General features: G+C 65.4%; 25 protein-coding genes. 8 read left to right on the forward strand and 17 right to left on the reverse strand.

Features of this window, described 5'->3' with window-relative positions; all coding sequences use genetic code 11:
- Window positions 1-56 precede the first annotated feature (56 nt).
- From K414_RS0102380 to ssd, 4 genes are read right to left on the reverse strand one after another with little or no spacing between them, the layout of a single operon-like run.
- Window positions 57-629 (reverse strand): type II secretion system F family protein, encoded by a 573-nt coding sequence (locus K414_RS0102380; RefSeq protein ID WP_027494475.1) that lies wholly within the window; start codon window positions 627-629, stop codon window positions 57-59.
- Window positions 626-1,405, reverse strand: a complete 780-nt coding sequence (locus K414_RS0102385) for a type II secretion system F family protein (protein WP_027494476.1) — start codon at window positions 1,403-1,405, stop codon at window positions 626-628. Before K414_RS0102385 ends, K414_RS0102380 begins: the two co-directional genes overlap by 4 nt.
- Window positions 1,402-2,586 carry a TadA family conjugal transfer-associated ATPase gene (locus K414_RS0102390; RefSeq protein WP_202595040.1) on the reverse strand — a complete coding sequence of 395 codons (1,185 nt, stop codon included), beginning with the start codon at window positions 2,584-2,586 and terminating at the stop codon, window positions 1,402-1,404. Before K414_RS0102390 ends, K414_RS0102385 begins: the two co-directional genes overlap by 4 nt.
- Complete coding sequence (gene ssd, locus K414_RS0102395) at window positions 2,583-3,698, reverse strand: septum site-determining protein Ssd (protein WP_081701518.1); 1,116 nt, start codon at window positions 3,696-3,698, stop codon at window positions 2,583-2,585. Before ssd ends, K414_RS0102390 begins: the two co-directional genes overlap by 4 nt.
- Before the next feature lie 347 nt (window positions 3,699-4,045).
- On the opposite strand from ssd, the gene K414_RS0102400 reads away from it, so the two are divergent.
- Complete coding sequence (locus tag K414_RS0102400; RefSeq protein ID WP_027494479.1) at window positions 4,046-4,879, forward strand: HAD-IB family hydrolase; 834 nt, start codon at window positions 4,046-4,048, stop codon at window positions 4,877-4,879.
- A gap of 365 nt (window positions 4,880-5,244) precedes the next feature.
- Here K414_RS0102400 and K414_RS0102405 read toward each other — a convergent pair whose 3' ends face one another.
- From K414_RS0102405 to K414_RS0102425, 5 genes are all read right to left on the reverse strand, one after another.
- Window positions 5,245-5,991 carry a hypothetical protein gene (locus K414_RS0102405; RefSeq protein ID WP_027494480.1) on the reverse strand — a complete coding sequence of 249 codons (747 nt, stop codon included), beginning with the start codon at window positions 5,989-5,991 and terminating at the stop codon, window positions 5,245-5,247.
- Between the two features lie 32 nt (window positions 5,992-6,023).
- Window positions 6,024-7,745: an ABC transporter ATP-binding protein gene (locus tag K414_RS0102410; protein ID WP_027494481.1), complete on the reverse strand. Its 1,722-nt coding sequence runs from the start codon at window positions 7,743-7,745 to the stop codon at window positions 6,024-6,026.
- Window positions 7,742-8,713 carry an ABC transporter permease gene (locus tag K414_RS0102415; RefSeq protein ID WP_027494482.1) on the reverse strand — a complete coding sequence of 324 codons (972 nt, stop codon included), beginning with the start codon at window positions 8,711-8,713 and terminating at the stop codon, window positions 7,742-7,744. The genes K414_RS0102410 and K414_RS0102415 overlap by 4 nt, the downstream gene beginning before the upstream one ends.
- Window positions 8,706-9,632, reverse strand: a complete 927-nt coding sequence (locus K414_RS0102420) for an ABC transporter permease (protein WP_027494483.1) — start codon at window positions 9,630-9,632, stop codon at window positions 8,706-8,708. Before K414_RS0102420 ends, K414_RS0102415 begins: the two co-directional genes overlap by 8 nt.
- Window positions 9,633-9,796: 164 nt before the next feature.
- A complete protein-coding gene (locus tag K414_RS0102425) occupies window positions 9,797-11,425 on the reverse strand; it encodes an ABC transporter substrate-binding protein (RefSeq protein WP_027494484.1) in 1,629 nt (542 codons plus the stop codon).
- A 444-nt stretch (window positions 11,426-11,869) separates the two neighbouring features.
- On the opposite strand from K414_RS0102425, the gene acs reads away from it, so the two are divergent.
- Window positions 11,870-13,813, forward strand: coding sequence for an acetate--CoA ligase (gene acs, locus K414_RS0102430; RefSeq protein ID WP_027494485.1), 1,944 nt, complete (start codon window positions 11,870-11,872; stop codon window positions 13,811-13,813).
- 60 nt (window positions 13,814-13,873) lie between these two features.
- Here the strand turns inward: acs and K414_RS0102435 are convergent, their stop codons facing one another.
- On the reverse strand, window positions 13,874-15,244 hold the full coding sequence (locus tag K414_RS0102435) for an MFS transporter (RefSeq protein ID WP_027494486.1): 1,371 nt from the start codon (window positions 15,242-15,244) through the stop codon (window positions 13,874-13,876).
- A 267-nt stretch (window positions 15,245-15,511) separates the two neighbouring features.
- Between K414_RS0102435 and K414_RS0102440 the strand changes: the two genes are divergently transcribed.
- Window positions 15,512-16,006 carry a phage holin family protein gene (locus tag K414_RS0102440; RefSeq protein WP_027494487.1) on the forward strand — a complete coding sequence of 165 codons (495 nt, stop codon included), beginning with the start codon at window positions 15,512-15,514 and terminating at the stop codon, window positions 16,004-16,006.
- Window positions 16,007-16,030: 24 nt separating this feature from the next.
- The gene (locus K414_RS0102445) at window positions 16,031-16,963 is read left to right on the forward strand and encodes an alpha/beta hydrolase (protein WP_027494488.1); all 933 of its coding nucleotides are present in this window, start codon (window positions 16,031-16,033) and stop codon (window positions 16,961-16,963) included.
- Window positions 16,964-16,973: 10 nt separating this feature from the next.
- Here K414_RS0102445 and marP read toward each other — a convergent pair whose 3' ends face one another.
- The 4 genes from marP to nth are packed head-to-tail and all read right to left on the reverse strand — an operon-like array spanning window position 16,974 to window position 20,216.
- Window positions 16,974-18,164 carry an acid resistance serine protease MarP gene (gene marP / locus K414_RS0102450; RefSeq protein WP_027494489.1) on the reverse strand — a complete coding sequence of 397 codons (1,191 nt, stop codon included), beginning with the start codon at window positions 18,162-18,164 and terminating at the stop codon, window positions 16,974-16,976.
- Window positions 18,161-18,847, reverse strand: coding sequence for a CoA pyrophosphatase (locus K414_RS0102455; RefSeq protein WP_037219664.1), 687 nt, complete (start codon window positions 18,845-18,847; stop codon window positions 18,161-18,163). Before K414_RS0102455 ends, marP begins: the two co-directional genes overlap by 4 nt.
- A 23-nt stretch (window positions 18,848-18,870) precedes the next feature.
- Entirely contained in the window at window positions 18,871-19,479 is a 609-nt protein-coding gene (locus K414_RS0102460) for a TlpA disulfide reductase family protein (RefSeq protein WP_051365293.1), read from the reverse strand.
- Window positions 19,480-19,529: 50 nt separating this feature from the next.
- On the reverse strand, window positions 19,530-20,216 hold the full coding sequence (gene nth / locus K414_RS0102465) for an endonuclease III (RefSeq protein ID WP_205912677.1): 687 nt from the start codon (window positions 20,214-20,216) through the stop codon (window positions 19,530-19,532).
- Window positions 20,217-20,389: 173 nt separating this feature from the next.
- On the opposite strand from nth, the gene K414_RS0102470 reads away from it, so the two are divergent.
- On the forward strand, window positions 20,390-20,659 hold the full coding sequence (locus K414_RS0102470; RefSeq protein ID WP_027494493.1) for a hypothetical protein: 270 nt from the start codon (window positions 20,390-20,392) through the stop codon (window positions 20,657-20,659).
- A gap of 255 nt (window positions 20,660-20,914) precedes the next feature.
- The gene (locus tag K414_RS0102475; protein ID WP_027494494.1) at window positions 20,915-21,589 is read left to right on the forward strand and encodes a Crp/Fnr family transcriptional regulator; all 675 of its coding nucleotides are present in this window, start codon (window positions 20,915-20,917) and stop codon (window positions 21,587-21,589) included.
- Here the strand turns inward: K414_RS0102475 and K414_RS0102480 are convergent, their stop codons facing one another.
- Window positions 21,590-22,381, reverse strand: coding sequence for an MBL fold metallo-hydrolase (locus K414_RS0102480; RefSeq protein WP_027494495.1), 792 nt, complete (start codon window positions 22,379-22,381; stop codon window positions 21,590-21,592).
- A 71-nt stretch (window positions 22,382-22,452) separates the two neighbouring features.
- Here K414_RS0102480 and K414_RS0102485 point away from each other — a divergent pair, with 71 nt between their 5' ends.
- Window positions 22,453-23,313 carry a Gfo/Idh/MocA family oxidoreductase gene (locus K414_RS0102485; RefSeq protein WP_027494496.1) on the forward strand — a complete coding sequence of 287 codons (861 nt, stop codon included), beginning with the start codon at window positions 22,453-22,455 and terminating at the stop codon, window positions 23,311-23,313.
- A gap of 13 nt (window positions 23,314-23,326) precedes the next feature.
- Window positions 23,327-24,715 carry a wax ester/triacylglycerol synthase domain-containing protein gene (locus K414_RS0102490; protein ID WP_237606419.1) on the forward strand — a complete coding sequence of 463 codons (1,389 nt, stop codon included), beginning with the start codon at window positions 23,327-23,329 and terminating at the stop codon, window positions 24,713-24,715.
- Here the strand turns inward: K414_RS0102490 and K414_RS0102495 are convergent.
- Together K414_RS0102495 and K414_RS28810 are read right to left on the reverse strand one after the other, a co-directional pair.
- Window positions 24,696-25,154 (reverse strand): RidA family protein, encoded by a 459-nt coding sequence (locus K414_RS0102495; protein ID WP_027494498.1) that lies wholly within the window; start codon window positions 25,152-25,154, stop codon window positions 24,696-24,698. The two genes, K414_RS0102490 and K414_RS0102495, sit on opposite strands and share 20 nt — an antisense overlap.
- A gap of 4 nt (window positions 25,155-25,158) precedes the next feature.
- Complete coding sequence (locus K414_RS28810) at window positions 25,159-25,326, reverse strand: DUF4177 domain-containing protein (protein WP_072691993.1); 168 nt, start codon at window positions 25,324-25,326, stop codon at window positions 25,159-25,161.
- Window positions 25,327-25,342: the final 16 nt, after the last annotated feature.

Genomic DNA, 25,342 nt, shown 5'->3' on the forward strand with positions numbered 1-25,342 from the left:
CCCCTCCCAGTATTCCGGCGCGGCGTATCCGCACCGGACGATTCGTAGTTCGGCGGTCACAGCACGCCGCCGGCCAGCACATTGCCCGCAAGGCCGATCACCACGGGCACGATGCCCAGGCAGATGAAAGCCGGCAGAAAGCACAGGCCCAGCGGTCCGCTTATCAGCACACCGGCCCGTTCGGCCGCAGCCGCCGACGCATCCTCGGCCCGAGTTCGTTGGGTGGCAGCCAGTTCCGTCATCGCCGACGCCATGGACGACCCGGCCCGAGCGGATCGTCGCGCCATCCGTGCCAGCGCCTCGGTCTTCGGATCCTTTGCCACTGCATCCCACGCCGTCGCTGCATCGGCCCCCAGCTCGAGCAGATCGGCGGCTTTGCGCAGTGCGACACCGAATGCGGGCGGAGCGGAATGGGCTGCGGCCGCCGCGGCAGTCGAGATCGGGAGTCCGGAACGCAGACACGCAGCGAGAAGGTCGAACGTCGTCGCCACGGCGAGCGGATCGGGTCCGGAGTCGTCGACGGCTTCTGTCGTCGAAAGCCCTGAAACCTCTACTCGCGCCAAACCGCCACGGGCAGCGGGGACGACGACCAAAGCCGTTGCCAGACAGAGCGTGATCGCCCACGTCATGTCGTCACCTTGCCGGTGATCGCATCGGTCCACAGCAGACCTGCGCAACCGAGAGCGGTTCCGATGAGGAGCAGGATTCCGCCCAGCCCGCCGCCCAGCAGTATGCGCAGCGGATCGGCCCCCATCAGTTGTCCGAGCGCGACCCCAAGAACGGGCAGTCCAGCCAACACCAATGCAGTAGCGCGGGCCCCTGCGAGCGACGCCTCGGTTCGTTCCCGGAATCGCCGACGTCCGAGCAGATCCTCGCGCACGGCGTCGAGCAACTCGGCGAGTGCGAGGCCGTGTTCGTCGGCCACCCGCCATGCCGCGGCCAAGCGGTCCAGTTCGGGGTTCAACAGTGGATCCGACGCGGCTATCCCGTCGGCAGCGCGTCCACCGATTCGCGATCTGGACGCAGCACCGCGCAGCGCCTCCGAGGCGATCCCGCCGCACTCGTCCGCAGCCACTTCGCCGGCCGTCGCCGGGTGCGCACCGACCCGCAGTTCACCGATGACCACTTCGACTCCGGTTGCCAACCAATCCAATTCGGCCGTACGACGGGCGCGCACGGTGCGACGGCGATGTCGGTGCCATCCGGTACCGCCCGCCACGAACAGAGCCGCCGCGCCCCACGGACCGCCGATCCAGAACATGCCCACGGCCGACGCCGCGGCAACAGCGACAGGGAGCGCCCACCCAGGAACGCCGACGGCAACTCGACCGCGGCGCGGTAGTCGGCGAGAGCGGCTGGGCCACAGCGTAAATGCAGCGGCCAGGACACACAGTGCAGCCGTCATCGCATCTCGCCACAGCGCCGAGCGAGCAGTTCGTGCAGCCCGCGCTGCCCGGGCACGGCGTCGGAATCAGCGGACCATGCCGGCACGATATGAACACGACCCGTCGAATCCACCTCCACCAGTCCGATCTCCCGCAATCTGCGCGTGCCGTCGGCGCTCCGGTGGACGTGCAGGACGACCTGCACGGCCGCCGCAAGTTGACTGTGCAGGGCGTCGCGACCCATTCCGCCCAGTGCGGCAAGAGCTTCGAGGCGAGCGGGAACTTCCGAGGGCGAATTGGCATGGATGGTTCCGGCGCCGCCGTCGTGCCCGGTGTTGAGCGCCGTCATCAGGTCGATCACCTCGGCCCCGCGCACCTCACCGACGACGAGCCGATCGGGTCGCATCCGCAGTGCCTGGCGAACCAATTGCCGAACCGACACCTCGCCCACACCTTCGACGTTCGGAGCACGGGCCACCAGGCGCACCACATGAGGATGCGCCGGTGCCAACTCGGCCGCGTCCTCCACGCAGACGATTCGTTCGGCCGGGTCGACCTCGCCCAGCAGAGCAGCCAGAAGCGTGGTCTTTCCAGCGCCGGTACCTCCGACGACCAGAAACGCCAAGCGCGCGAGCACAATCCGCGCGAGCAGATCGTAGCCCTCCTCGGTCACCGCACCGGACGCCCGGAGCGCGGCGAGCCCCTGGGTAGCAGGGCGGAGCACTCGCAACGACAGGCAGGTTCCACCGCTCGCCACCGGTGCCAGCACCGCGTGCAGACGGACCCCGAACGCTCCCTGTCCGACGCCGGGTAATCGGCCGTCGACCCACGGCTGCGCATCGTCCAATCGCCGACCGGCCGAGAGAGCGAGCCGTTGCGCCAGCCGCCTGACCGCGGCTTCGTCGGCGAACTGGACTCCGGTGCGTTCCAGGCCTCTACCGCGATCGATCCACACCTGATCCGGCGCCGTGACCAGGACATCGGTCACCCCTGGCTCGGACAGGAGCGGCTCCAACGGTCCTGCTCCGGTGAGCTCGGTCTGCAGAATACGCAGTGCCGCAAGCATATCGGTGTCACCGATGACTCCCCCGGCCTCGGTGCGGATGGCCGCGGCAACGGTCGCCGGCATTGGAGACTGCGCCGAGGCAGCCAGCCGATCTCGTACGCGGTCGAGCAGATCGGCGGTGACGACTGCGCTCATGCGGCCCACCGCTGACCACCGGGCTTGTGCGCGAACGTATCCAGTACCACGGTTGCCGCCGCCGCGAGCGGTGACCGGCGGCCGAGAGCAAGTCCGCCCCGCTCGAGACGCTCGGCCAATCCCGGCTCGGCCCGCATCGACGTCAGCAGCGACAGGTCGAGGGCGGCCGCGATGTCCGCGGCCCGCAGTCCCCCGGGGGCGGGGCCACGAACGACCAATCCGACGTTCGCATTTCGACTCGAGATCTCGTCCGCTACTGCTTCTGCCGACGTCACGGCCCGCAATTCCGCAGGCAGCACCAGTACGACGAGGTCGGCCGCGGCGTACAGGGCGTCCGAGAGGTCATCGGAGTGGCGCGGGGCGTCGCACACCACGAGATCGCCTCCAGCGCGCCCTGCGTCGAGCACAGCCGCCGCGGAAACGGCCGAGAGTCCGGTTCGCCGGTCGTCGGTTCGCCCGAGTGCCAGCACCGACAATCCGTTCTTCGATGGCAGCGCGCCGTGGAGTGCGTCGCCGGATACTCGCCCGCCCTCGACGACGAGGCCGGACCATCGCAAACCTGGGGCGTTCTCCCAGCCGAGCAGCAGATCGAGGCCGCTGCCGTACCGGTCGGCTTCGACCATGAGTGTGCGTTGCCCCGTGCGACTGCTGCACAGGCCCAGCGCCGCCGCAAACGTGGAGGCACCCGCACCTCCGCGGGCACCGACGACCACGATGACGCCACCGCCGCCCGGCGATGTGGCGACGGGTTCACCGAGGATGCGAACGAGCGTGTCCTCGTCCGAGGGTAACGAGACGACGTGTTCGGCACCGAGCGCTGTGGCCGTCCGCCAATCGTCGAGTGTCGGCGAGGCGGCCGTGACAAGAACGACGCCGGGCCGCCGCGGAAATCCGCCTGCGAGCGCCGACTCGGCAGAAGAAAAATCGATCAAAATAATTCCTTGGAATTCCCAAATCGGGCGCGCCGATCCGATACCGACCAGTAAGTTCTGCTCTTCCACAACACAATCCGCGGCTGCGGCGATTCGATACACGTCCTGACGCAGTCCGTGATGGTCGATCGACATCGACGCGTTCGCATTCGTCCGCCGTGAAATCGGATCCGTTTTCATGGACCCAAGCGTGCGCGAGAATCCGCTCGCGCGGCGCGCGACTTGGGGAAATGTGGATAGATCGGCCCCTGTGGATGAATACCGGTACCGCGGTACCAGTTTTCGGCCTACCCCGAAAAAGAGGACGACCCTCGCCAGGGGGGGAGGAGGCGAGGGTCGTCTGGTTCAGCCCCGGGGGGTCGGGCTGAACACCGCCCGGAATGAACCGGGCTCGTGGAAAATACTACACCCGTGGACGTCCTTGTTTGCAAGTTCAACCGTCTCAATTTGTGGACATGTTCGGAGCGAGTCGAGAAGAGAAGTTGCGCGACATCCACCGGTCACCACCGGCCACTATGGTGACAATCGTGACCCTCAGCGCAGACACCGACGACGCCCCCGCCGGCCGACGCGCAGCGCGCGTCGCCGCCTTCTTCGACCTCGACAAAACGATCATCGCGAAGTCCAGCACTCTGGCCTTCAGCAAGCCGTTCTTCGACCAAGGTCTGATCAACCGGCGAGCGGTACTCAAGAGCAGCTATGCGCAGTTCCTGTTCCTGCTCTCCGGTGCCGATCACGACCAGATGGAACGCATGCGCGCGCACATCGCCGGCATGACCGCCGGGTGGGACGTCGAACAGGTGCGAGCAGTGGTGGCCGAAACCCTGCACGACATCGTCGATCCCCTCGTCTTCGCCGAAGCGGCCGATCTGATCGCGGACCACAAACTCCGCGGACACGACGTGGTGGTCGTCTCGGCGTCGGGTGACGAGATCGTGCACCCCATCGCCGAACTGCTGGGTGCCGACCACAGCATGGCCACGACGATGGTGACTGTCGACGGCAAGTACATCGGCGAGGTCGACTTCTACTGCTACGGCGAAGGCAAGGTCGACGCCATGAAGTCCCTGGCGGCACAACATGATTACGACCTGGCCAAGAGCTACGCCTACTCGGATTCGATCACCGACGTGCCGATGCTGCGGGCGGTCGGGCACCCCACCGCCGTCAATCCAGACCGCGCGCTCCGCAAAGAGGCCTCGTCCCTCGGCTGGCCGATTCTGACATTCTCGAACCCCGTTTCGCTGCGCTCCCGCATTCCGAATCCGTCCGGGAAGACCGTAGTAGCCAGTGCTGCAGCAGGTTTCAGCGCAATAGCGGCCGGCGCGATCACCTACGGACTACTCCGCAGAAAACGATGAGCCCAAACCCTTGATGTGAGCGGCGTCACGGGGTACAAATGACGTACGGAAGAACGGAAGGCCAAGAACGAACCGGAAGAGAAGGTTCGCTTCTCCCGACCGCGATTCCCAGCACGGACACCGGCACCCACGCGGAGCTTGCCACCTAATGGCAGAAGCGTTGTGGGCCTGCGATATTCGTGGGTGATCAGCAAGAACCCTGCACCGGTTGCAGGGATGACCTCATCACCGTCGAGTTCTCGCCGAGGCCACGTGGTAGTCCATCACAGCCCACCTGTGCACGCTTGGTAACCAGGCGCTCCGTGCTAACGGGCGGCGACGTCGACGCAAGTCGGCATCGCCGCCCTTTTACGTGTGCACAACTCCTACTGTGCAGCTTCTGCAATCGAAGTCGCTTCTGCCGCACCAGCTTCGAATGCTCCGAGGCAGAGGATCACCCAACTACCGACGCCCGTTGCCGTGCCCTCGGCGAACCCGGCGGCTCCATCCCGGTACGCGTTCGCTCGACGCATCCAGCTCACCTCGGGCACGCCCAGGTTGTGCGGATCAAATCCCGACGATGCAGCCACCAACCTCGATGCAGCACGCGCGACGATGCCGTCGGCAGTTCCGAAAGGCCGCAGCGTCAACAGTTCACCGTGCACGACTGCCGCGATCACCGGAGCCGGCGCGGAGGTTCCACCCGTCACCAACTGTGCAAGGAGATCGAGCCGCTCGCCGATGCCCGCGTCCGCGCGCGGCCGACCGAGCGAGGACGCGTCGTCGACGAGATCCGCGGCGGCCAACAGATGTAGGCGGGCCAGCGTCTGCAGTGGTGCGCGCTTCCACGTCGACAACGTGTTCTGCAGGGCGTCACCGTCGAGAGCAGCGGCCACTCGCAGCGCACCCGCCAGAATCGGGTCACCCTCCTCGCCTTCGCGAGGGAAATCCATCGAACCGCCCTCGAGCGCGGAGGACGAACGAGCTGCCCGAACAGCGGCCTCGGCCGCGGTCGCCGGCCACCCACGACGATTGGCCTTGTGCCGATGCACGGCACCGAGGGCATCGCGTGCCCGTTCGGCGGATTCGACAACTCCGGGCAATTCCAGCAGCGGGGCGAGGGGGTCCGTCACGACAGACGACGGTACCCCCTCACCCACCGCGGCTATGCGCCCAGCTGCACCGAGCCACCCGGAATTGCTGCGAGCAGCTTCTGGGTGTACTCCTGCTGCGGGTTGTCGAAGACGGCATCGGTCGACGCCGCCTCGACGATCTCGCCGCTGCGCATCACGAGCACGTCGTCAGCAATCTGACGGACCACCGCGAGGTCGTGCGTGATGAACAGGTACGTCAACCCGAGCTCGGCCTGCAGGTCGTTGAGCAGAGACAGGATCTGCGCCTGCACCAACACGTCCAGAGCCGACACTGCCTCGTCGCAGATGACCATTTCGGGCTCGAGGGCCAACGCACGAGCGATTGCGACACGTTGCCGCTGGCCGCCGGACAGCTCGTTGGGGAACCTGCGCATCACCGACGACGGCAGTGCCACCTTGTCCAGCAGATCACGGACCCTGGCTTCCCGCTCGGACTTCGACCCCACCTTGTGGGTGCGCAGAGGCTCCTCGATGGTGCTGAAGATCGAATACATCGGGTCCAGCGTCCCGTACGGATTCTGGAAGATCGGCTGCACTCGACGACGAAACGCGAACGCGTCCTTGTTGTTCAACCCCGCCACATCGCGCCCGTCGAACTTCACCGAACCCGCAGTGGGCTCGAGAAGTCCCAGAACCATTTGTGCCACAGTCGACTTGCCAGAACCCGATTCGCCGACGATCGCAGTGGTGGTACCGCGTGCGACTCCGAACGACACATCCTTGACGGCCGTGAACACGGACGACTTGAACGGGTTGCCGCCCCGGAGCTTGAATTCCTTGGTCAGCCCCTCGACCACGAGCACAGTGTCCGCGGCCGGCTCGAATGCCGAGTCGGTCTCCTCGGTGACGGCCTCGACCGCCACCTGCTTGGCATGCTCGACGATGTCCTTGCGCACCACCGACGACTTCAGTCGCTGCGACGCGAGAGACGGCGCGGCGGAGACGAGCTTGCGCGTGTACGGATGCTGAGGGTCCTGCAGGATCTCCAGTGCCGGACCGGATTCCACGATCCGCCCCTTGCTCATGACGACGAGGTGCTCGGCTCGTTCGGCAGCCAGGCCCAGATCGTGGGTGATCAGCAGAACCGCGGTTCCGAGTTCCTTCGTCAAACCTTCGAGATGATCGAGAATCTGACGCTGCACGGTCACGTCGAGAGCGGACGTCGGCTCGTCGGCAATCAGTAGTTTCGGACGTGCCGAAAGCCCGATCGCGATGAGCGCGCGCTGACGCATACCGCCCGAGAACTCGTGCGGGTACTGATTGACCCGCTTCTCCGAATCGCTGAGGCCCGCTTCTTCGAGCAGCTCGGCTGCCCGAACACGCGCCGCCTTACCCTTGGCGATGCCGTTGGCAGCGAGGGCCTCCTCGATCTGGAAGCCGATCTTCCACACCGGGTTCAAGTTGGACATCGGGTCCTGAGGAACCAGGCCGATCTGGCTGCCGCGGATGTCGACGAAGTCCTTTTCCTTGGCCTGCGCCAAGTCACGGCCCTCGAACAGGATGCGCCCCGCCGTCACCGTGCCGGTTCCGGGAAGCAGGTTGATGATCGAGTGCGCGGTGGTCGACTTACCGGAACCGGATTCGCCCACGATCGCAACGGTCTGCCCCGGGTAGACCGTCAGCGATACTCCGCGAACAGCCGGGACCGCACCGGAGTTGGACCGGAACGAGACCTCGAGATCTTGGATGTCGAGCAGGGGCTGCTCCACTGCGATGCGTGCTGGATCCGTCATCGCTTCCTCGCCTTCGGGTCGAGGGCGTCGCGCAGGGCGTCACCCATCATGATGAAGCCGAGCACCGTGATTGCCAGCGCTGCAGCAGGATAGAAGAGAATGGTCGAGCCCTGTCGCAGGGTGACCTGGGCGGCACTGATGTCGCCGCCCCAGGAGACCTCGGTGGGAGGCAGTCCGATACCGAGGAACGACAGCGTCGCCTCGGCCACGATGAACGTACCGAGTGAAATCGTCGTGATGACGATGATCGGTGCCATCGCGTTGGGCAGGACGTGCCGGATCAGAGTTCGCAGTCGCGTCAAACCCAAAGCCTGCGAGGCCATTACGTAGTCGTTGCCCTTCGCCGACAGCACTGCACCGCGAGTGATGCGAGCCATCTGAGGCCAGCCGAACAACGCCAACACCAGAATCACCGTGAAGATCGTGCGATCGGTGAACAGCTGCATGAGGACGATGGCCGCCAAGATCAGCGGAACGCCGAAGAAGATGTCGGTGATCCGTGAGAGCAACGAGTCCGCGATGCCGCCGTAGAAGCCGGCCAGAGCACCGAACACGACGCCGATGACCAGCACGAGGAACGTGACCCCGACTCCGGTCAGCACGGACGCCCGAGCACCGAACAGCACCCGGGAGTAGATGTCGCAGCCCTGGCGGTCGTAACCGAACCAGTGTCCGGATCCCGGGCCCTGCATGCTGAACTGCAGATCGCAGAAGCGCGGATCGGTACTGGTGAACAGGCCAGGTACGGCTGCGACCACGATGACGGCCAGGATGATGATGGCCGAGACGATGAACATCGGACGCGTGCGCAGGTTCCGCCACGCATCCGACCAGATGCTGGCGGGTGCGTCGTCGATGACGACAGCGTCGGTCTGCGACACGTCGATGACCTCGTCGGCCTCGACGAAACGTGCTTGGCGAGTAGCGCGATCGGCGTCGACGCTCTTCGGGGTGATGGGATCAGACATAGCGAATCCTCGGGTCGAGCGCGGCATAGAGAAGGTCGACGATGAGATTGGCGACCAGATAGACGACGATCAGCACGGTCACGAAAGACACAACGGTCGGTGCCTCACCGCGGATGACGGCTTGGTAGATGGTGCCGCCGACTCCGTTGATGTTGAAAATTCCTTCGGTGATGATCGCGCCGCCCATGAGGCTGGCCAGATCTGCACCGAGGAACGTCACGACGGGAATCAGCGAGTTACGCAACACGTGCACGTTGACGACCCGGTTACGCGAGAGCCCCTTGGCCGTCGCCGTCCGCACGAAGTCCGCACTGAGATTCTCGGCCACCGACGTGCGCGTCAACCGCACCACGTAGGCGAACGAGACGGCTCCGAGTACGAATGCCGGCAGCAACAGGTTGGTGAAGCTGGTGTTGCCTCCCACTGTCGGCGGCACCCAACCCCACTTGATACCGATGAAGAACTGCGCGAGAAAGCCGATGACGAAGATCGGCACGGCGATGATGACGAGGCTGACGACGAGGACCGTCGAGTCGAACAGCTTGCCCTTGCGCAGACCCGCGATGAGACCGAAGCCGATACCGAACACGGCCTCGATCACGAGGGCCATCGAGGCGAGCTTGGCCGTGATCGGAAACGCTTGTACGAGAACTTCACTGACCGGGCGGCCCGAGAAGGACATGCCGAAGTCGAACGTGAAAATGCCCTTCAGGTACAGCAGGTACTGCACGATGAACGGCTGGTCGAGGTTGTAGCGGGCGCGCAGTTGGTCGGCGACGGCGGGACTGATCGCCTTGTCTCCGGCCAATGCCGCGATGGGGTCTCCTGGCAGCAAGAAGACCATGGCATAGATCAAGAATGTCGCCCCGATGAACACGGGGATCATCTGAAGTAATCGGCGTCCGATGTACCAGAGCATCGGATCACCTCCTTTGGAGGAAGGTGGACGTCACCGCAGAGGCGCAAGGATCAGCTGCAGCGGGGCGTCGAACGTAGATACGGGAGTGAGCGAGCACACGAGAAGGGCGGTAGGTGGAAGACCTACCGCCCTTCTCGGTCTCTACAGCAGTGGAGCGAACGTGATCAGTTCTTCTCGATCTGGTTGTAGATGGGGATTCCGTCCCAACCGATCTTGACGTTGGTGACGTTCTCCGACCAACCACTCGCTGCGTTGCGGTACCAGGTCGGCACTGCGGGCAGGTCGTTGAGCAGAATTTCCTGAGCCTGGTTGGTCAGCTCCTGCGCCTTGGTCTTGTCGGTCTCACCTGCGGACTCGCGGAGCAGACGGTCGAACTCGGGGTTGGAGTACTCACCGTCGTTGGAGCTGCCACCGGTCTGGTAGTTCTGTGCCAGGAAGCCGTACTGCTGCGGGTAGTCACCCTGCCAGCCCGACCGGAAGGCGGTCGCGATGGTGCGGTTGGTGGCTTCGGTACGCAGCTGAGCGAACGTCGGGTACGGCGCACCCTGCGCCTCGATGCCGAGCGTGTTGCGGATGCTGTTGCTGACCGCATCCACCCATTCCTGGTGTCCACCGTCGGAGTTGTACGCGATGGAGAACGTTCCGGACCACGGCGCGATGGCGTCGGCCTGGGCCCACAGAGCCTTGGCACCCTCGGGGTCGTACTCGACGTTTCCGACGTCGGAGAGGTCGCCGGTCCAGCCGTCGATGGCCGGGCTGGTGAAGTCCTTGGCCGGGGTACGGGTCTTGTTGAAGATCTGCTCGGTGATCTGGTCGCGGTTGATCGCCTTGGAGATCGCCTGACGACGCAGCACACCCTCTTCGCCACCGAAGTGCGCGAGGCGGCCCGGAATCGTGAACGTCTCGATCGACGCGGACGGCTGGTTCACCGTGCGGTCGGGAAGATCGGACTCGAAGGTGGTGACGGCCGAGGCCGGAACGTTGTCGAGAACGTCGACGTTGTTCGACAGCAGGTCCGTGTATGCGGTGTCGAGGTTGCTGTACAGAATGAAGCTCACGCCGCCGTTGGCGGGCTTGCGGTTACCGGCGTAGTCGGGGTTCGTGACCAGGTCGATCCGCACGTTGTGCTGCCAAGCGCCCTCCTGGGCGAACTTGTACGGGCCGTTGCCGATCGGGTTCTCGCCGAACGCGGCGATGTCCTGGTACGCAACCTCGGGCAGCGGGTAGTACGCGGCGAAGCCGAGACGATCGGGGAACGCTGCCTCGGGCTGCTTGAGCTCGATGGTGAACGTCTTGTCGTCGACGACCTTGAGACCGGACATGGTCTGCACCGTCGGGTTCTCGGCTGCGACCTCGTCGTAGCCCTGAATCGGATCGAAGAACGATCCCTGCAGCTGCGCATTGGTCGACAGTGCGCCGTAGTTCCAGGCATCGACGAACGACTTGGCCGTGACCGGCGTGCCGTCGGTGAACTGCCAGCCGTCCTTCAACGTGACGGTGTAGTTCTGGCCGTCGGTGGTATCGATCGAGTCCGCGACCTCGTTCTCGACACCGCCCTCGGGGGTGTAGGACACCAAGCCTGCGAAGATCGAGTCGACGACACGTCCGCCGGTGTTCTCGCTCGTATTGGTGGGCACCAAGGGGTTCTGCGGCTCACCGCTCCAGGCGTTGATGATGCCGGAGCCGTCTCCTGACCCTCCGCCGCCGGTCGAATCGCTCGAAGAGCACGCCGTCACCAGCGCCGCTCCGACGACAACTGCGATTGCAGCTGACGCGATGCGTGTTTTACGCAAGGAAATCCTCCATCCAGATGTGAACACGGGGTCGTCCGTGCTCAGTTCCTCGGGCGCGACGCCCGGGGATTCGTGGGCGACCGCAAGACACGGCCTGTGAGCCGTACCAACGATCTGATGGAACGAACTTTAGACACATCCTGAAACGAACATGTGAACTCCCCCGGGTTTTGTTGACCGGCGAGTAAGTCGGAAACATGATCGAAACGTTTCGGCAAGTCGATTTCTCACAGTGCGGGCATAGCCGCCGAGACAGCCTCCCGTCGACGACGGCGATGACCGTCCATCGTGCGGAAACAACCGATCACCGCAGATCAAGGGGTTGCAGCCGATTGCAACGGTGCGATCGCCATCACATGTGACTACCCTCACTAGGGGCTCGAGACCGGCCTGTAAGTGCCGTTTCATGGGCGAAAAGCATCGGACGAAAGAGAGCTATTCGAGATGACGACCAGTACCTCCGGCAGCGACGACACCGCGGTTGCCTCCTACGCGCCGTCGGCCGAGTTCGCGGCGCAGGCGAACGCTCAGGCAGATCTGTACGCCGCCGCGGAGAAGGATCGACTCGGGTTCTGGGCGGAGCAGGCTCGCCGGCTGCACTGGCACACCCCGTTCACCGAGGTACTCGACTGGTCCGACGCCCCCGTCGCGAAATGGTTCGCCGACGGCGAGCTCAACGTCGCCTACAACTGCGTCGACCGCCACGTCCTCGACGGCCACGGCGACCAGGTCGCCATCCACTGGGAAGGTGAACCCGGCGACAGCCGCGACATCACCTACTCCGATCTGCTCGCCGACGTCAGCCAGGCGGCCAACACCCTGACCGAACTCGGCCTCGTCTCCGGTGACCGCGTCGCGATCTACATGCCGATGATCCCCGAGGCCATCGTCTCGATCCTCGCCTGTGCACGCCTCGGCCTGACCCATTCGGTCGTCTTCGCCGGGTTCTCCGCCACCGCACTGCGCTCGCGCATCGACGACGCCGAAGCCAAACTCGTCATCACCACCGACGGCCAGTGGCGACGCGGCAAGCCCGCCCCCATCAAGGACACCGTCGACGAAGCCGTGGACGGAGCCGCCTCCATCCGGAACGTTCTGGTCGTCAAGCGCACCGACTCCGACGTCGCCTGGACCGAGGGACGCGACCTGTGGTGGCACGAGACCGTCGCGAAAGCGTCGAAAGAGCATGAGGCGCAGCCGTTCCCGGCCGAGCACCCCCTGTTCATCCTCTACACCTCCGGTACGACGGGTAAGCCCAAGGGCATCATCCACACCTCCGGCGGCTACCTGACACAGACCTCGTACACCCACCACAACGTCTTCGACCACAAGGCGGGCACGGACGTCTACTGGTGCACCGCCGACATCGGCTGGGTCACCGGGCACTCCTACATCGTCTATGGACCGCTCTCGAACCGCGCCACCCAGGTCGTCTACGAGGGAACCCCCAATTCGCCCGACGAGCATCGGCACTGGAACGTCATCGAGAAGTACAAGGTGTCGATCTACTACACCTCCCCCACCCTCGTTCGTACATTCATGAAGTGGGGCAAGGAGATTCCCGAGGCACACGATCTGTCCTCGATCCGCCTGCTCGGGTCCGTCGGCGAGCCCATCAACCCCGAGGCGTGGCGCTGGTTCCGCGACGTCGTCGGCGGCGGCAGCGCACCGATCGTCGACACCTGGTGGCAGACCGAGACCGGCGCGATCATGATCTCCCCGCTCCCCGGCGTCACCGCGACCAAGCCCGGCTCGGCAATGACTCCGCTGCCCGGTATCTCCGCCAAGATCGTCGACGACGACGCCAAGCCACTGGGCAACGGCGGCAACGGATACCTCGTTCTCTCCGAGCCGTGGCCGGCGATGCTCCGCGGGATCTGGGGCGACATGGACCGCTACAAGGACACCTACTGGTCCCGCTACGCCGAAGAAGGCTGGTACTTCGCCGGTGACGGTGCCAAGTACGACGAGGACGGCGCCCTGTGGGTCCTCGGCCGCGTCGACGACGTCATGAACGTCTCGGGCCACCGCATCTCCACGTCGGAAGTGGAGTCGGCACTGGTCAGTCATCACAGTGTCGCCGAGGCTGCCGTCGTCGGTGCCGCCGACGAGACCACCGGTCAGGGCATCGTCGCGTTCGTCATCCTGCGCGGCGGCGAGGAGAACACCGGCGACGCATTGATCGCCGAACTCAAAGCTCAAGTCTCCAAGGAGATTTCGCCGATCGCGCGGCCACGAGAGATTTCCATCGTGCCGGAGTTGCCGAAGACCAGGTCGGGCAAGATCATGCGCCGCCTGCTCCGTGACGTGGCCGAGGGCCGCGAACTCGGTGACGTCTCCACTCTCGTCGACCCGAAGGTGTTCGAGGCGATCAAGAAGGGCCGCTAGCGGCCAGTGGTGTGGATATGCGCCCTATGAGGCACATATCCACACCACTGCCGAAGGCACCTACACGCTGTCGAGCGACTGGTCTCGCGTTTCCTTCATGATGATCAGCGAGATCAGGGTCAGCGCAGCGGCGATGGCGAGATAGACGCCCACCCAGCCGACGCCGTAGGAACTCACCAGCCAGGTTGCAATGAACGGAGCCACTGCAGCTCCGAGGATCGACGCGGTGTTGTACGAGATTCCCGAGCCCGTGTAGCGCACGTTCGTCGGAAACAGTTCCGGCAGAACGGCACTCATGGGTCCGAACGTCAGACCCATCAGTCCCAGGCCGACGCACATGAACACCAGCATCTTGCCTGCCGACGCGGACGACGGGTCGGCGAACCAGTGGAACGACAGACCGAACAGCACGATCGCCGCGGTGATGACGATGAGCGTGGGGCGGCGGCCGTACTTGTCGGCGAGCAGCCCGGCGACCGGGATCAGCGCCGCGAAGAACAGCACCGCGATGAGCTGGAGTTCCAGGAAGTCCGTGTACGGAATCGCGAGCTTGGGCCCGTTGACGTCGGCCACCTTGCCTGTTCCGTAACTGACCACCCACGTCGTCATGATGTAGAAGAGCGTGTACGTGGCGAGCATGACGAACGTGCCGATGATCAGCTGACGCCAGCTCGTCTTGAACACCTGGGCCAACGGGGTCTTGACCTTCTGGCCGCGCTCGACTGCCAGCTTGAACACCGGCGTCTCCTCGAGCTTGAGGCGGACGTACAGGCCGATGATCACCATGATCGCGCTGAGCAGGAACGGAATGCGCCAGCCCCACGTGAGGAACGCATGGTCGGTGCCGGAGTTCGCGGAGTCGTAGCCGGTCGCGATGACGATGAGCAGGAAGATGCCGTTGGCGAAGAAGAAGCCGATCGGCGCGCCCAGCTGCGGGTACATCGCCGCCCAGGCTCGCTTGCCCGGCTTCGCGGTTTCGGTGGCCAGTAGCGCCGCACCACTCCATTCACCGCCGAGGCCCACGCCCTGAGTGAAGCGCATCAGCGCCAACAGAGCCGGTGCCCACAGACCCGCCGCGGCGTAGGTCGGCAGGAGCCCGATCGCGAACGTCGCGACACCCATCGTCAGCAGGGACCCGACGAGGGTGGCCTTGCGTCCGATGCGATCACCGAAGTGGCCGAACAGAATCGAGCCGATGGGTCGCGCGACGAACGCCAAACCGAACGTCGCGAACGACGCCAGCAGCGCGGTCGTGTCGTTGCCCGCGGGGAAGAACAGGCGGGGGAAGACGAGCACTGCGGCCGTTGCATAGATATAGAAGTCGAAGAACTCGATGGACGTACCGACCATCGAGGCGATGACGATTCGGGACCGAGGCACCTGAGGTGCGGGAATTGCGCCGTCGTCCGTGACGGCGTGTGGTGAACTCACGAGTGCTCCTGAAGGGGAAAGTTCCCTGAAAATTACCTGATGAACACCTGAGAATTTCACGCCCCCGGGCCGTTCGTTGCCGATTCGTGCAACATTCCCGTGTTTGTCGCGACGGGCGGAGAGGTAACCGACGACGGGCCGAGCGTCGCTCAGCCGCCGCGGGACAGATAATCTGCTACTTAGGCACTACTGTCGATACGATCTTCCGCAACACCGAGCAGAGCGATCACCGCAATACCGAGCACAGCGATTACAAGGGGTCGAGAGTTGAGCGTCAGCAATGACAAGGGATACGGCAACGGCGTCCCGAACACGATTTCGTCGATACCTCTCACCGATGTCGATGCCCGCACACCCGGTAGCGCGAGCATCGGAAACCTCGTCAAGGACGCCACGACTCAGGTCTCGACGCTGGTGCGTGCCGAGGTTGCCCTCGCCAAGGCCGAGGTCACCGGCGAGGTCAAGAAGGGTCTGCAGGGCAGCGTCTTCTTCATCGTCGCGCTGACGGTGCTGCTGTTCAGCTCGTTCTTCTTCTTCTTCTTCGCCGCCGAGCTCCTCGACGTGTGGCTCTACCGATGGGCCTCGTTCCTCATCGTCTTCGTGTTCATGGTGCTGGTCGCCGGCCTGTTCGGGTTCCTCGGCTACCGCAGGGTCAAGAAACTGCGCAAGCCCGAGAAGACCATCGACTCCCTCAAGCAGGCGTCGACCGTGCTGCCCAACCAGCACGACAGCATTCCCGGAATCCCCGGCTACAAGAAGTAGACGACGCCCGGCGAGTCGAGCAGTATGAATCATCCCGATCCGTCCACGGTCCGTTACCCGGGACAGTGGATCCATCGCGACATCCATGCCAATGGAATCCGGTTCCACACCGTGGAGGTCGGCGAGCATGCTCCCGATGCCCCGCTGGTGGTGCTGCTGCACGGCTTCGCCGACTTCTGGTACTCCTGGCACCACCAGCTCGACGCGCTCGCGAGTTCCGGAGTGCGAGCGGTCGCAGTCGACCTCCGCGGCTACGGCGACTCCGACAAGCCCCCACGTGGTTACGACGGATGGACCCTGGCCGGCGACATCGTCGGTCTCGTTCGCGCGCTGGGGTACCCACATGCGACGTTCGTCGGTCATGCCGACGGCGGCCTGGTGTGCTGGGCAAGCTCGGCTCTGCATCCGCGAATGGTCCGCTCCATGGTCCTGATCAATGCACCGCACCCGATCTCGCTACGCCGCGCCGTGCTGAAGGATTCCGAACAGCGCGGTGCTCTGCTGCCGCACTTCGTTCGGTATCAAGTTCCGCTGCGCCCCGAGAAGCTGTTGACGCGCCGAGGGGGCGCGGCAGTGGAGGAGTTGATGCGCAGCCGCGCCGGGTCGCAGTGGCAGCGCACCGACGATTTCGCCGATACCGCAGGCAAGATGCGCTCGGCCATCCGAATTCCCGGGGCCGCGCACAGCGCACTCGAATATCAGCGCTGGGCGTTCCGTAGCCAGTTCCGCGCCGAGGGCCGACGCTTCATGGACGCCGTCGACGTGAAGACCTCGATCCCCGTCGCGCAGATCAGCGGTGACCTCGATCCGTACGTCCTACCCACCACCCTCGATCGCGATCGGCACTGGGCACCGGGGCTGACCCGTCGAACAGTGCGGGACGTGGGGCACTACGTGCACCAGGAAGCCCCCGACGTCGTGTCCGAGGAAATCCTGCGCGTCGCGCTCGAAAGCTGACGTCCCGCCGTCAGACGATGCAGTCGCCGGTGCCCACACTGACCGGCGCATCGAAGCTGCGGGCGAGCTCGTCCGAGATCTCGGTTGCGGTCAAGACGAATCCGGTATCGGGGTCGTCGACGGCAGCACCGAACACCACACCGAGTACCTCACCGTTCGAATTGACCAGTGGCCCACCGGAATTGCCCTGCCGCACCGATCCGCGAACCGTATAGACCTCGCGTTGAACAGTTCCGGTGCGGTAGATGTCCGGTCCACTGAGGTTGATGATCTCGCGAATGCGCGCTGGGCTCGCCGTGTACGGACCGCCGCCCGGGTAGCCCAACACGATGGCGTCGGATCCGGATTCGGCCGGGTTCGGCGCAAACGGCAACACCGGAGCCTGCAGCTGCGAAACACGAAGCACTGCAACATCTTCTTCGGGATCGAACAGGACGACGTCGGCGTCGAGAGGGCCGTCCGGAGAATCGACGGTCACCTCGGAGGTACCGGCCACCACGTGGGCGTTGGTCATCACCAGATCCGGCCCGACGACGAAACCCGAACCCTCGAGCGCCTTCTGGCAACTCGGGGCGATTCCGTTGATCTTGATGACGCTCGCCTGCAACGCCACCGGGACGGGGCCTGCGGCGATCCCGGAGTCGGGAGCGGCGACGTCGGCGACCGGAGTTCGTCCGAACGGACCGATGACGTCCGGCAGCCCGGAGGTGTCGAGCAGCGCCGAGAATTCCTTGGGCACCTGACGCAGCCACTCGGGTGCCACCTCGTCGACCTTGCCCAGGACCGTCGAGCCACGCACGGCACTGGCCACCTCGGGCTGCGACGAGGACGTCAGCGGAATGGCGAGCAACCATGCGGCAGCGAGCACGGCCGCGGCCTGCAGACCTGCCCCGATCGTGCTGTCGACCGATCTTGCTGAGCGCGAATGTATTCCGCTGCGCAACGCACGACCCAGAACCATGCCGGCCACCTCACCGACGATCACCAACACCACGATCAACGCGATACCGACGAACACCCTCGTGCGTGATCCGTCGACGTGTTCGAGCACGTGCGGTGCCACCAGAATCCCGGCGACGGCACCCAGAACGACTCCCAGAAACGCCAACGCCGACGCCACCGCCCCCTGTCGCCATCCCGACGTCGCCGCCAGCAGCGCGACGGCGAGCACCGCGATATCGACCCACCCTGAACCCGTCACCGATCGAGCCTCGCTCCTACCGCAGTCAAGCTGGCCTCCAGATCGCGTATATCCCCCGTGTCCCAATCGGACTCCCAGCCCGACACAGCGAGCAGGCCCGCCAGAATACCGCCCGTGAATCCCCACACCAGCATTCCCTGCACCGAGAAGGCCGGGCCCTGGTAGCCGGCGGGGTGACGCACCTGGAATCGGTTGGCCGGATCGAGCAACTCGCGCAGGGGAACTCGCACCACGCGCTCGGTTTCGCCGGCGTCGACGACGCGGACCGGGGTTGGACTCTGCCAGTACGAGAGCACGGGAACCACGTCGAATCGAGACGGCGGCACGTAGATGCCGGGCATCGTCGCGAGCGGTACGACGCCGGCCGGGTCGAGACCGGTCTCTTCCTGGGCCTCGCGCAGCGCCGTTCCGATGGGCCCGTCGTCACCCGGGTCGGTGGCACCGCCGGGGAAGGCGATCTGCCCGCTGTGGTCGCGCAAGGTCGACGCCCGCTGGGTCAGCAGTACGTCGGCCTCGGCGGGTAGCCCACCGGGCGCGGTCGGATCGGCGGCAGCCGGACCGCCGAACAGCACCAACACCGCCGCCGAGCGGGTTCGATCGGCCGGCTGCGCCTGCCGTTGCAGCACCGGGTTGATGCCGGTGGTGTCGGTCAGTCCGCTTTCGCTGCCGGCGACGTCGAGCATGCGCCCGAGCCACTCGGGTGCGCTCACGACGCGACTCCGAGGTTCTCGCGGACTGCGTCGGCTATGTCGTCGACGCTTGTGAAGGGTTCGGTCAGCACCTTGGCGACAGTGCCATCCGCAGATATCAAAACGGATACGGGCAGCACGTTCGGCGCTTCCGCCGCCGCGGCGACGCGTCCGGCACCGTCCTGAACGCCGGGCAGCGTGACGCCGTACTCGGCCAGACGGGTCAGCCCGTTGGACTCGTTGGCATCGTTGTGGACGGTCAACACCGTGACTGCATCACCCGCCCGCTGCGCGTATTGCTGCAGGTAAGGCAACTCCTTCGCGCACGGGCCGCACCAATAGGCCCAGATGTTGAGCAGTGCGGGTCGCCCGGCCAGAGCCTGGCCGAGGTCGATCGACGAGCCGTCGCCGATGCATTCGAGGGTGATGCCCGTCAACGGGCCTGCTGCAGCGCCCGACGGCGTCGGACATGCGTCGAGACCGGCGGTCTGCCGCAGCGGTGCCAGAGCCTCGGGAGTATCGGCGGCCCGACGCTCGGCCGTCGACGGTCCTTGCTGCCCCAGACCGGGACCATCGGCGCGCTGCGTTGCCGGAGATTCATTGCGTGGCCAGAGGGCATAGACCATCCCGACGACGAGAATGAGCGCGACCAGAGACCAGCGGAGTGCGGCCTTGTTCACGACACGATTCCGGCGAGAGCGAGCAGATGATCGGTCTCGGGACCTCTCACCAGGGCTGCAGCGGTCGCCGGATCGGTCGGGCCGAGGCCGAACGACGGGCAGTCCTTGGCGAGGACGCACACCCCGCACGCCGGCGTGCGGGAGTGGCAGACGCGTCGACCGTGAAAGATGACGCGATGGGAGAGCACGGTCCACTCCTTCCGCTCGATCAGCGCGCCGACGGCGTGCTCCACCTTGACGGGGTCCTCTTCTTCGGTCCACTGCCAGCGCCGCACCAGTCGGCCGAAGTGGGTGTCGACGGTGATGCCGGGAACGTCGAACGCGTTGCCGAGCACGACGTTGGCCGTCTTCCGGCCGATGCCGGGCAACGTCACCAGATCCTTCAACGATGCGGGGACTTCGCCGTCGAAGTTCTCGAGCAACTTCTGACCCAGCCCGATCAGCGAGTTGGCCTTGTTGCGGTAGAAGCCGGTGGTTCGGATGAACTCTTCGAGTTCGGTTCGGTCGGCTTCGGCGTAGTCGCGAGCTGTGCGGTATCTCACGAACAGGGCCGGAGTCACCATGTTGACGCGCTTGTCGGTGCACTGCGCCGAGAGGATGGTCGCGACGGCGAGTTCGAGGGGCGTGGTGAAGTCGAGTTCGCAGTAGACGTGCGGAAACGCGACCCCGAGCGTTCGGTTCATCCGCCGGGCCCGCCGCACGAGGCCGAGTCGCGTCTCCTCGCGTTTGCGCACGTCGGGGCGTTTCGGGGCTGTCGATTCCACGCCACAACTGTACGGACAAGAATGCGTAACGAACTACGCGAGCGCGCCGAGCTGTGTTTGTATCGAGACCTTTTCGGTGTTAACTGGCCGGTATGCAAGGACTCGCCGTGGTGCTCTTTCCGGTACTACTCATGCTCTTCGCACTCGCGATGGAGCGCGTCGAGTTCCGGCTCAGCAAGCTCGGCGTCCGGGAGCACGAAGTAGAGGAATTCCTCGATCAGGCAAGTAAGTCCGAGGTCGCCACACTGGCGAACGAGGGCTTCCCCCACGCCCTGGCTCGGTTCAACACCCGCAAGCGTCACCAGACTCCTCCGCGCACGATCGACACGCGCGACGGCATGGTCGACCAACGGGCCAGTTGAGCACCCATTTGTCCGCATTCGGATGAATTTACGGTGAACGCGAACAGACGTGCCGTTCCTCTGGCAACCTGTGGTGGCGTCGATCACTCGGTTTCGGCCGAGTCGAAGTAGACTCCCCTGAGGTAATTGTTGTGTTTGAACATTGCATCGGCATCGACGCCTGAATCGCAGCGCGATTCGGTGGTGAGACGAGTGTGTACAGACGCCTTCGGGGGTGCGGGTCACCGCATCGCCGACATCCCAAAAGGAGCGCAAGTGGACGACGTCCTGGCACGGGCCGGCATCTTCCAAGGAGTCGAACCCTCTGCGGTTGCGGCACTGACGAAGCAGCTGCAGCCTGTCGATTTCCCCCGGGGACACGTGGTGTTCAACGAGGGTGAGCCCGGAGACCGGCTCTACATCATCGTTTCCGGCAAGATCAAGCTCGGGCGACGCTCCCCCGACGGCCGCGAGAACTTGCTGACGATCATGGGACCGTCGGACATGTTCGGCGAGCTCTCCATCTTCGACCCCGGCCCTCGCACGTCCTCGGCCACCACGGTCACCGAGGTGCGCGCAGTCAGCATGGACCGCGCTGCCCTCAAGGACTGGATCGATCAGCGCCCCGAGATCGCCGAGCAGCTGCTGCGCGTCCTGGCTCGCCGGTTGCGTCGCACCAACAACAACCTGGCCGACCTCATCTTCACCGACGTCCCCGGACGCGTGGCCAAGGCGCTGCTGCAGCTCGCCCAGCGCTTCGGCACCCAGGAAGCGGGATCGCTGCGCGTCACCCACGACCTGACGCAGGAAGAGATCGCTCAGCTCGTCGGAGCGTCGCGCGAGACCGTCAACAAGGCACTGGCCGACTTCGCACACCGCGGATGGCTGCGCCTCGAGGGCAAGTCCGTACTGATCTCGGACTCCGAGCGCCTGGCTCGCCGAGCTCGCTAGCTAGTTCTCCCTGAGGTAGGCCAGCTGCGTCTTGACCGACATCCGCGCAGCCGGCCACAACTTCTTCTCCACGTCCGAGTAGACGTGGCGCACCACCTGCATCGGTTTGGCGTCGTCTCCGATCTCGGCCAACGCCGCCCGCACCTGATCCAGCCGCTGCCGACGGTGAGCGCGATACAGTCGCGCCACCTCGGCGGTGTCCGGTAGATCGGCCCCGTGCCCCGGCAACACCGTCTTGCCCGCACCGGCGGCCTCGAGTCGATCGAGCGAATTCAGATAGTCCGCGAGCGAGCCGTCCTTCGGGTCGAGCACCGTGGTGCCGCGGCCGAGGATCGTATCTCCCGTCAGGACCGCGTCGTCGAGCACGAAGCTCACCGAATCCGCCGTGTGACCGGGCGTGTGGAGTACTCGGATCCGTAGACCCGCCGCATCGATGACCTCGCCGTCGGCCAACCGCTCACCGCCGCCGTGCAGGAACTTCTCCCCCACCGCCCGCACCGGTGCCCCTGTCTTGCGGTGAAACCGCTTCAACCCCGCCGTGTGATCGGCATGGCGATGGGTCACCAGCGTCAGCACCACCGTGCCCGACGCGGCGACGGCGTCGAGATGGGCCTTGTCCTTCGGACCCGGGTCGACGACGATGCACTCCTCCGAACCCGGTGCCCGCAGAATCCACGTGTTCGTTCCGTCGAGCGTCATCTTGCCCGGGTTCTCCGCGAGCAGAACCGACGCCGTGGGCGTCACGTGCCGGACCAGTCCGTAGGCGGGATGCGTCAAGTTCGAGTCGGCCATTGAAACACTGTAGGACGCCCACTGTTCTCGAGGTGGAACAGGACCGGTGACGACGACTAACGTCGACGCATATGAAGATCGGACTCGTCGGAGCCGGCCCCTGGGCCCGCAAGACTCAGGCCCCCTCGCTGCTCGCCCATCCGGGAGTGGACTTCACCGGAGTGTGGGCACGCAGACCGGACGCCGCGGCCGAGTTGGGTGCACCCGTCTACGAGTCCTTCGACGCCCTGCTCGATGCCGTCGACACGGTGGCGTTCGCGGTACCACCGGCCGTGCAAGCCGGGTTCGCGCTCCGCGCCGCGCGAGCAGGCAAACATGTGTTGCTGGACAAGCCCATTGCCGCCACCGTGGCAGAGGCCGAAGAACTGGCCGAGGCCGTCACCACCGCCGGAGTTCGTTCGATGGTGACTCTGACACTCCGATTCGCCCCGGAGACAAGGCAATTCCTCGCCTCGACAGCGGGCCGCCCCTGGGCAGCCGGCTCCGGAACCTGGTTCTCCGGTGCCACTCTCGGCGGGGCGTACTCGGAATCGCAGTGGCGACACGACGACGGGGCGATCCTCGACATCGGGCCACACGTCTTCGATCTCCTCGACGCGGCACTGGGAACCATTGCGCGCGTTGCCTACTCGCACCGCGATACGCCGTCGGACAGTTGGACCGTTCTGCTCGAACACGAGGGCGGCGCACGTAGCACCGTCCAATTGTCGCTGCGGACACCGGTCATGCCGTCGCTGATGCGGATCGAGCTGTCCGGACCCGCCGGAGTCGACACCTTCACCGACCGATCCACGTCGTCGACCGACTGTTATGCCGTACTGCTGGACGAGTTCCTCGAGTCGGTGGAATCGGGTGTCGACCACGAATGCTCGGTGCACCGAGGATTGCACTTGCAGAGGGTGATTGATCGGGCGCGGGAGTGGGCACCCTGATGGTGTGACCACCATGGACGTCAAAGATGCGATGTTCCACTACACCTCGGCCCCGCATCGCTCGATGGACCAGTACACGACGTTCGTCTTCGATTCGGGGGACCACGAGCCACCGACGTTCGACGACGTCGTGGCCCACGTCGAGAGACGCGCTCGATTCGTTCCGAGACTGCAGATTCGCATCGGCGATGCGGTGGGTCTGTTGGAGTACCCCCGATGGATCAGGGACCCGACGCCGCCTCGTGACCACGTGGTCGACCACGATCTCTCCGACGGTCGTCACACGCTGAATTCGTTTCTGGCCGAACGCGCGTGCGTTCCGGTCGATGCGACGACGCGGGCATGGACCGTGCACGTCGGCCGGGGCCTGTCGGGCGTCGACGGTATCCGCGGTGCGGCCACTGTCATGATCGTTCAGGTCAGCCACGCATTGTCCGACGGGTCGGTCGGTACCCGCATCGTTCGCGCTCTCTTCGGACCGGACGAGCCGACCGACAACGTCACGTTCCCCGACGACCCTGCCGTCTCGCGTCCACGTCGCGTGCGAGATGCGGCCGTTGCGACGGCGCTCCTGCCCTACCGCTGGGCGCGGTCGCAGCGGCGGATGGGGCGGGCACAGCAGACGTATCTCGACGCCGTGCGGACCGGGGAGCTGTTTGCCCCCGCACCGGTCGAACCCACGCGCGTCAACGCCCATCCCGACGAAACAAGAGCGGTGCACGTCCTGCAGTTCCCGAAGTCGCAGTGGACAGGCGGGCCGGCCACCGTCACGGCTACCGCGCTCACCGCCGTCGGAGCGGCGTTGTCGGCGTATCTCGCTGCGCACGGAGAGAGGGGCGGCACCCGCATCCGCGCCACGGTGCCCACCGCGATCGAGACGTCGGCGGCCTGGCCTGCCGTCAACCGAACCGTCCCGGCTGCCGTCGATCTGCATCCCGAGCTCACCGACGTGCCCGACCGAGCATCGGCAGTGGCGCACGCGCTCAACCTGCAGCGTGAACGCGTGAACGATCGCCGCCACATCGACGCCACTCGGTCGGCCGAGCTCTACCCGGCCGCGCTACTGCTCGGCTTCGGTCGCCGCGCCCGGCTCGTCGCCCCTCGCAGCGGAACGCCCGAGCGTGTCACCAGCCATACCGTGGTGACGAGCGTCAATCGAACCGGTCTGGACCTCGAGTTGGGGTCGAGCCGGGCAACCCTGTGCGCGGGGGTCGCATCGCTGAGCCCGGGCTGCAGCATCACCCACGCCGTGTACGGATACGGGGACGTCGTCACCGTCTGTGTGACGGCCTGCCCGACGACGATCCCCGATCACGCCGTGTATGCCGACCTGCTGCGTTCCGCAATCGACGAGACCTGCGGTGCACTTCATGGGACGTCGACTACTGCAGTTCGACGATGAGCTCCACTTCCACCGACGCACCGAGCGGAAGTTCTGCGACGCCGACGGCCGAGCGGGCGTGCTTGCCTGCGTCACCGAAAATCTCGCCGATGACGTTCGATGCTCCGTTGACGACACCCGGCTGACCGGTGAAGCCCTCCGCGGAAGCAACGAAGCCGACGGCCTTGATCACGCGTGCGACCGAGTCGATACCGACCAGCGCATGCACCGCGGCCAGCGCGTTCAACGCACAGATCCGCGCAGCTGCCGTGGCGTCCTCGGCCGACACGTCGGCACCCACCTTGCCGACGGAGGTCAGGTTCCCGTCCACGATCGGCAGTTGACCGGAGGTGTAGACGAGCGAACCCACCTGTACGGCGGGGACGTACGCGGCCAGCGGCGGAACGACGTCGGGCAGCTCGATGCCCAGCTCGGAGAGGCGTTCGCTCCAGTTCGCCACGGCGTCAGCCCTTCGGACGCTTGAAGTACGCGACGAGTGTGTCGCCGCCGTTCGGTCCCGCCATGATCGTCACGAGCTCCCAGCCCTCGGAGCCGTAGTTGTCGAGAATCTGCTTGGTGGCGTGAATCAGCACCGGTGCGGTGAAGTACTCCCAGATGATCTTTTCGCTCATGACTCGAAGCCTATCG

It is taken from the genome of Rhodococcus sp. JG-3 (assembly GCF_000482405.1).
Taxonomy (GTDB): Bacteria; Actinomycetota; Actinomycetes; order Mycobacteriales; family Mycobacteriaceae; genus Rhodococcoides; species Rhodococcoides fascians.

What these genes read in the sequence shown, in the direction of transcription:
- K414_RS0102470 (WP_027494493.1), top strand. Translation starts at nt 20,390, where the DNA reads ATGCAAGGACTCGCCGTGGTGCTCTTTCCGGTACTACTCATGCTCTTC.
- K414_RS0102380 (WP_027494475.1), bottom strand. Translation starts at nt 629, where the DNA reads ATGACGTGGGCGATCACGCTCTGTCTGGCAACGGCTTTGGTCGTCGTC.
- K414_RS0102455 (WP_037219664.1), bottom strand. Translation starts at nt 18,847, where the DNA reads ATGCTCGACGTCGCCGGCAGCGAAAGCGGACTGACCGACACCACCGGC.
- K414_RS0102460 (WP_051365293.1), bottom strand. Translation starts at nt 19,479, where the DNA reads ATGGTCTATGCCCTCTGGCCACGCAATGAATCTCCGGCAACGCAGCGC.
- K414_RS0102490 (WP_237606419.1), top strand. Translation starts at nt 23,327, where the DNA reads ATGGACGTCAAAGATGCGATGTTCCACTACACCTCGGCCCCGCATCGC.
- K414_RS0102445 (WP_027494488.1), top strand. Translation starts at nt 16,031, where the DNA reads ATGAATCATCCCGATCCGTCCACGGTCCGTTACCCGGGACAGTGGATC.
- ssd (WP_081701518.1), bottom strand. Translation starts at nt 3,698, where the DNA reads ATGAAAACGGATCCGATTTCACGGCGGACGAATGCGAACGCGTCGATG.
- acs (WP_027494485.1), top strand. Translation starts at nt 11,870, where the DNA reads ATGACGACCAGTACCTCCGGCAGCGACGACACCGCGGTTGCCTCCTAC.
- K414_RS0102390 (WP_202595040.1), bottom strand. Translation starts at nt 2,586, where the DNA reads ATGAGCGCAGTCGTCACCGCCGATCTGCTCGACCGCGTACGAGATCGG.
- K414_RS0102480 (WP_027494495.1), bottom strand. Translation starts at nt 22,381, where the DNA reads ATGGCCGACTCGAACTTGACGCATCCCGCCTACGGACTGGTCCGGCAC.
- K414_RS0102420 (WP_027494483.1), bottom strand. Translation starts at nt 9,632, where the DNA reads ATGCTCTGGTACATCGGACGCCGATTACTTCAGATGATCCCCGTGTTC.
- K414_RS0102485 (WP_027494496.1), top strand. Translation starts at nt 22,453, where the DNA reads ATGAAGATCGGACTCGTCGGAGCCGGCCCCTGGGCCCGCAAGACTCAG.
- K414_RS0102385 (WP_027494476.1), bottom strand. Translation starts at nt 1,405, where the DNA reads ATGACGGCTGCACTGTGTGTCCTGGCCGCTGCATTTACGCTGTGGCCC.
- nth (WP_205912677.1), bottom strand. Translation starts at nt 20,216, where the DNA reads ATGAACCGAACGCTCGGGGTCGCGTTTCCGCACGTCTACTGCGAACTC.
- K414_RS0102410 (WP_027494481.1), bottom strand. Translation starts at nt 7,745, where the DNA reads ATGACGGATCCAGCACGCATCGCAGTGGAGCAGCCCCTGCTCGACATC.
- K414_RS0102415 (WP_027494482.1), bottom strand. Translation starts at nt 8,713, where the DNA reads ATGTCTGATCCCATCACCCCGAAGAGCGTCGACGCCGATCGCGCTACT.
- K414_RS28810 (WP_072691993.1), bottom strand. Translation starts at nt 25,326, where the DNA reads ATGAGCGAAAAGATCATCTGGGAGTACTTCACCGCACCGGTGCTGATT.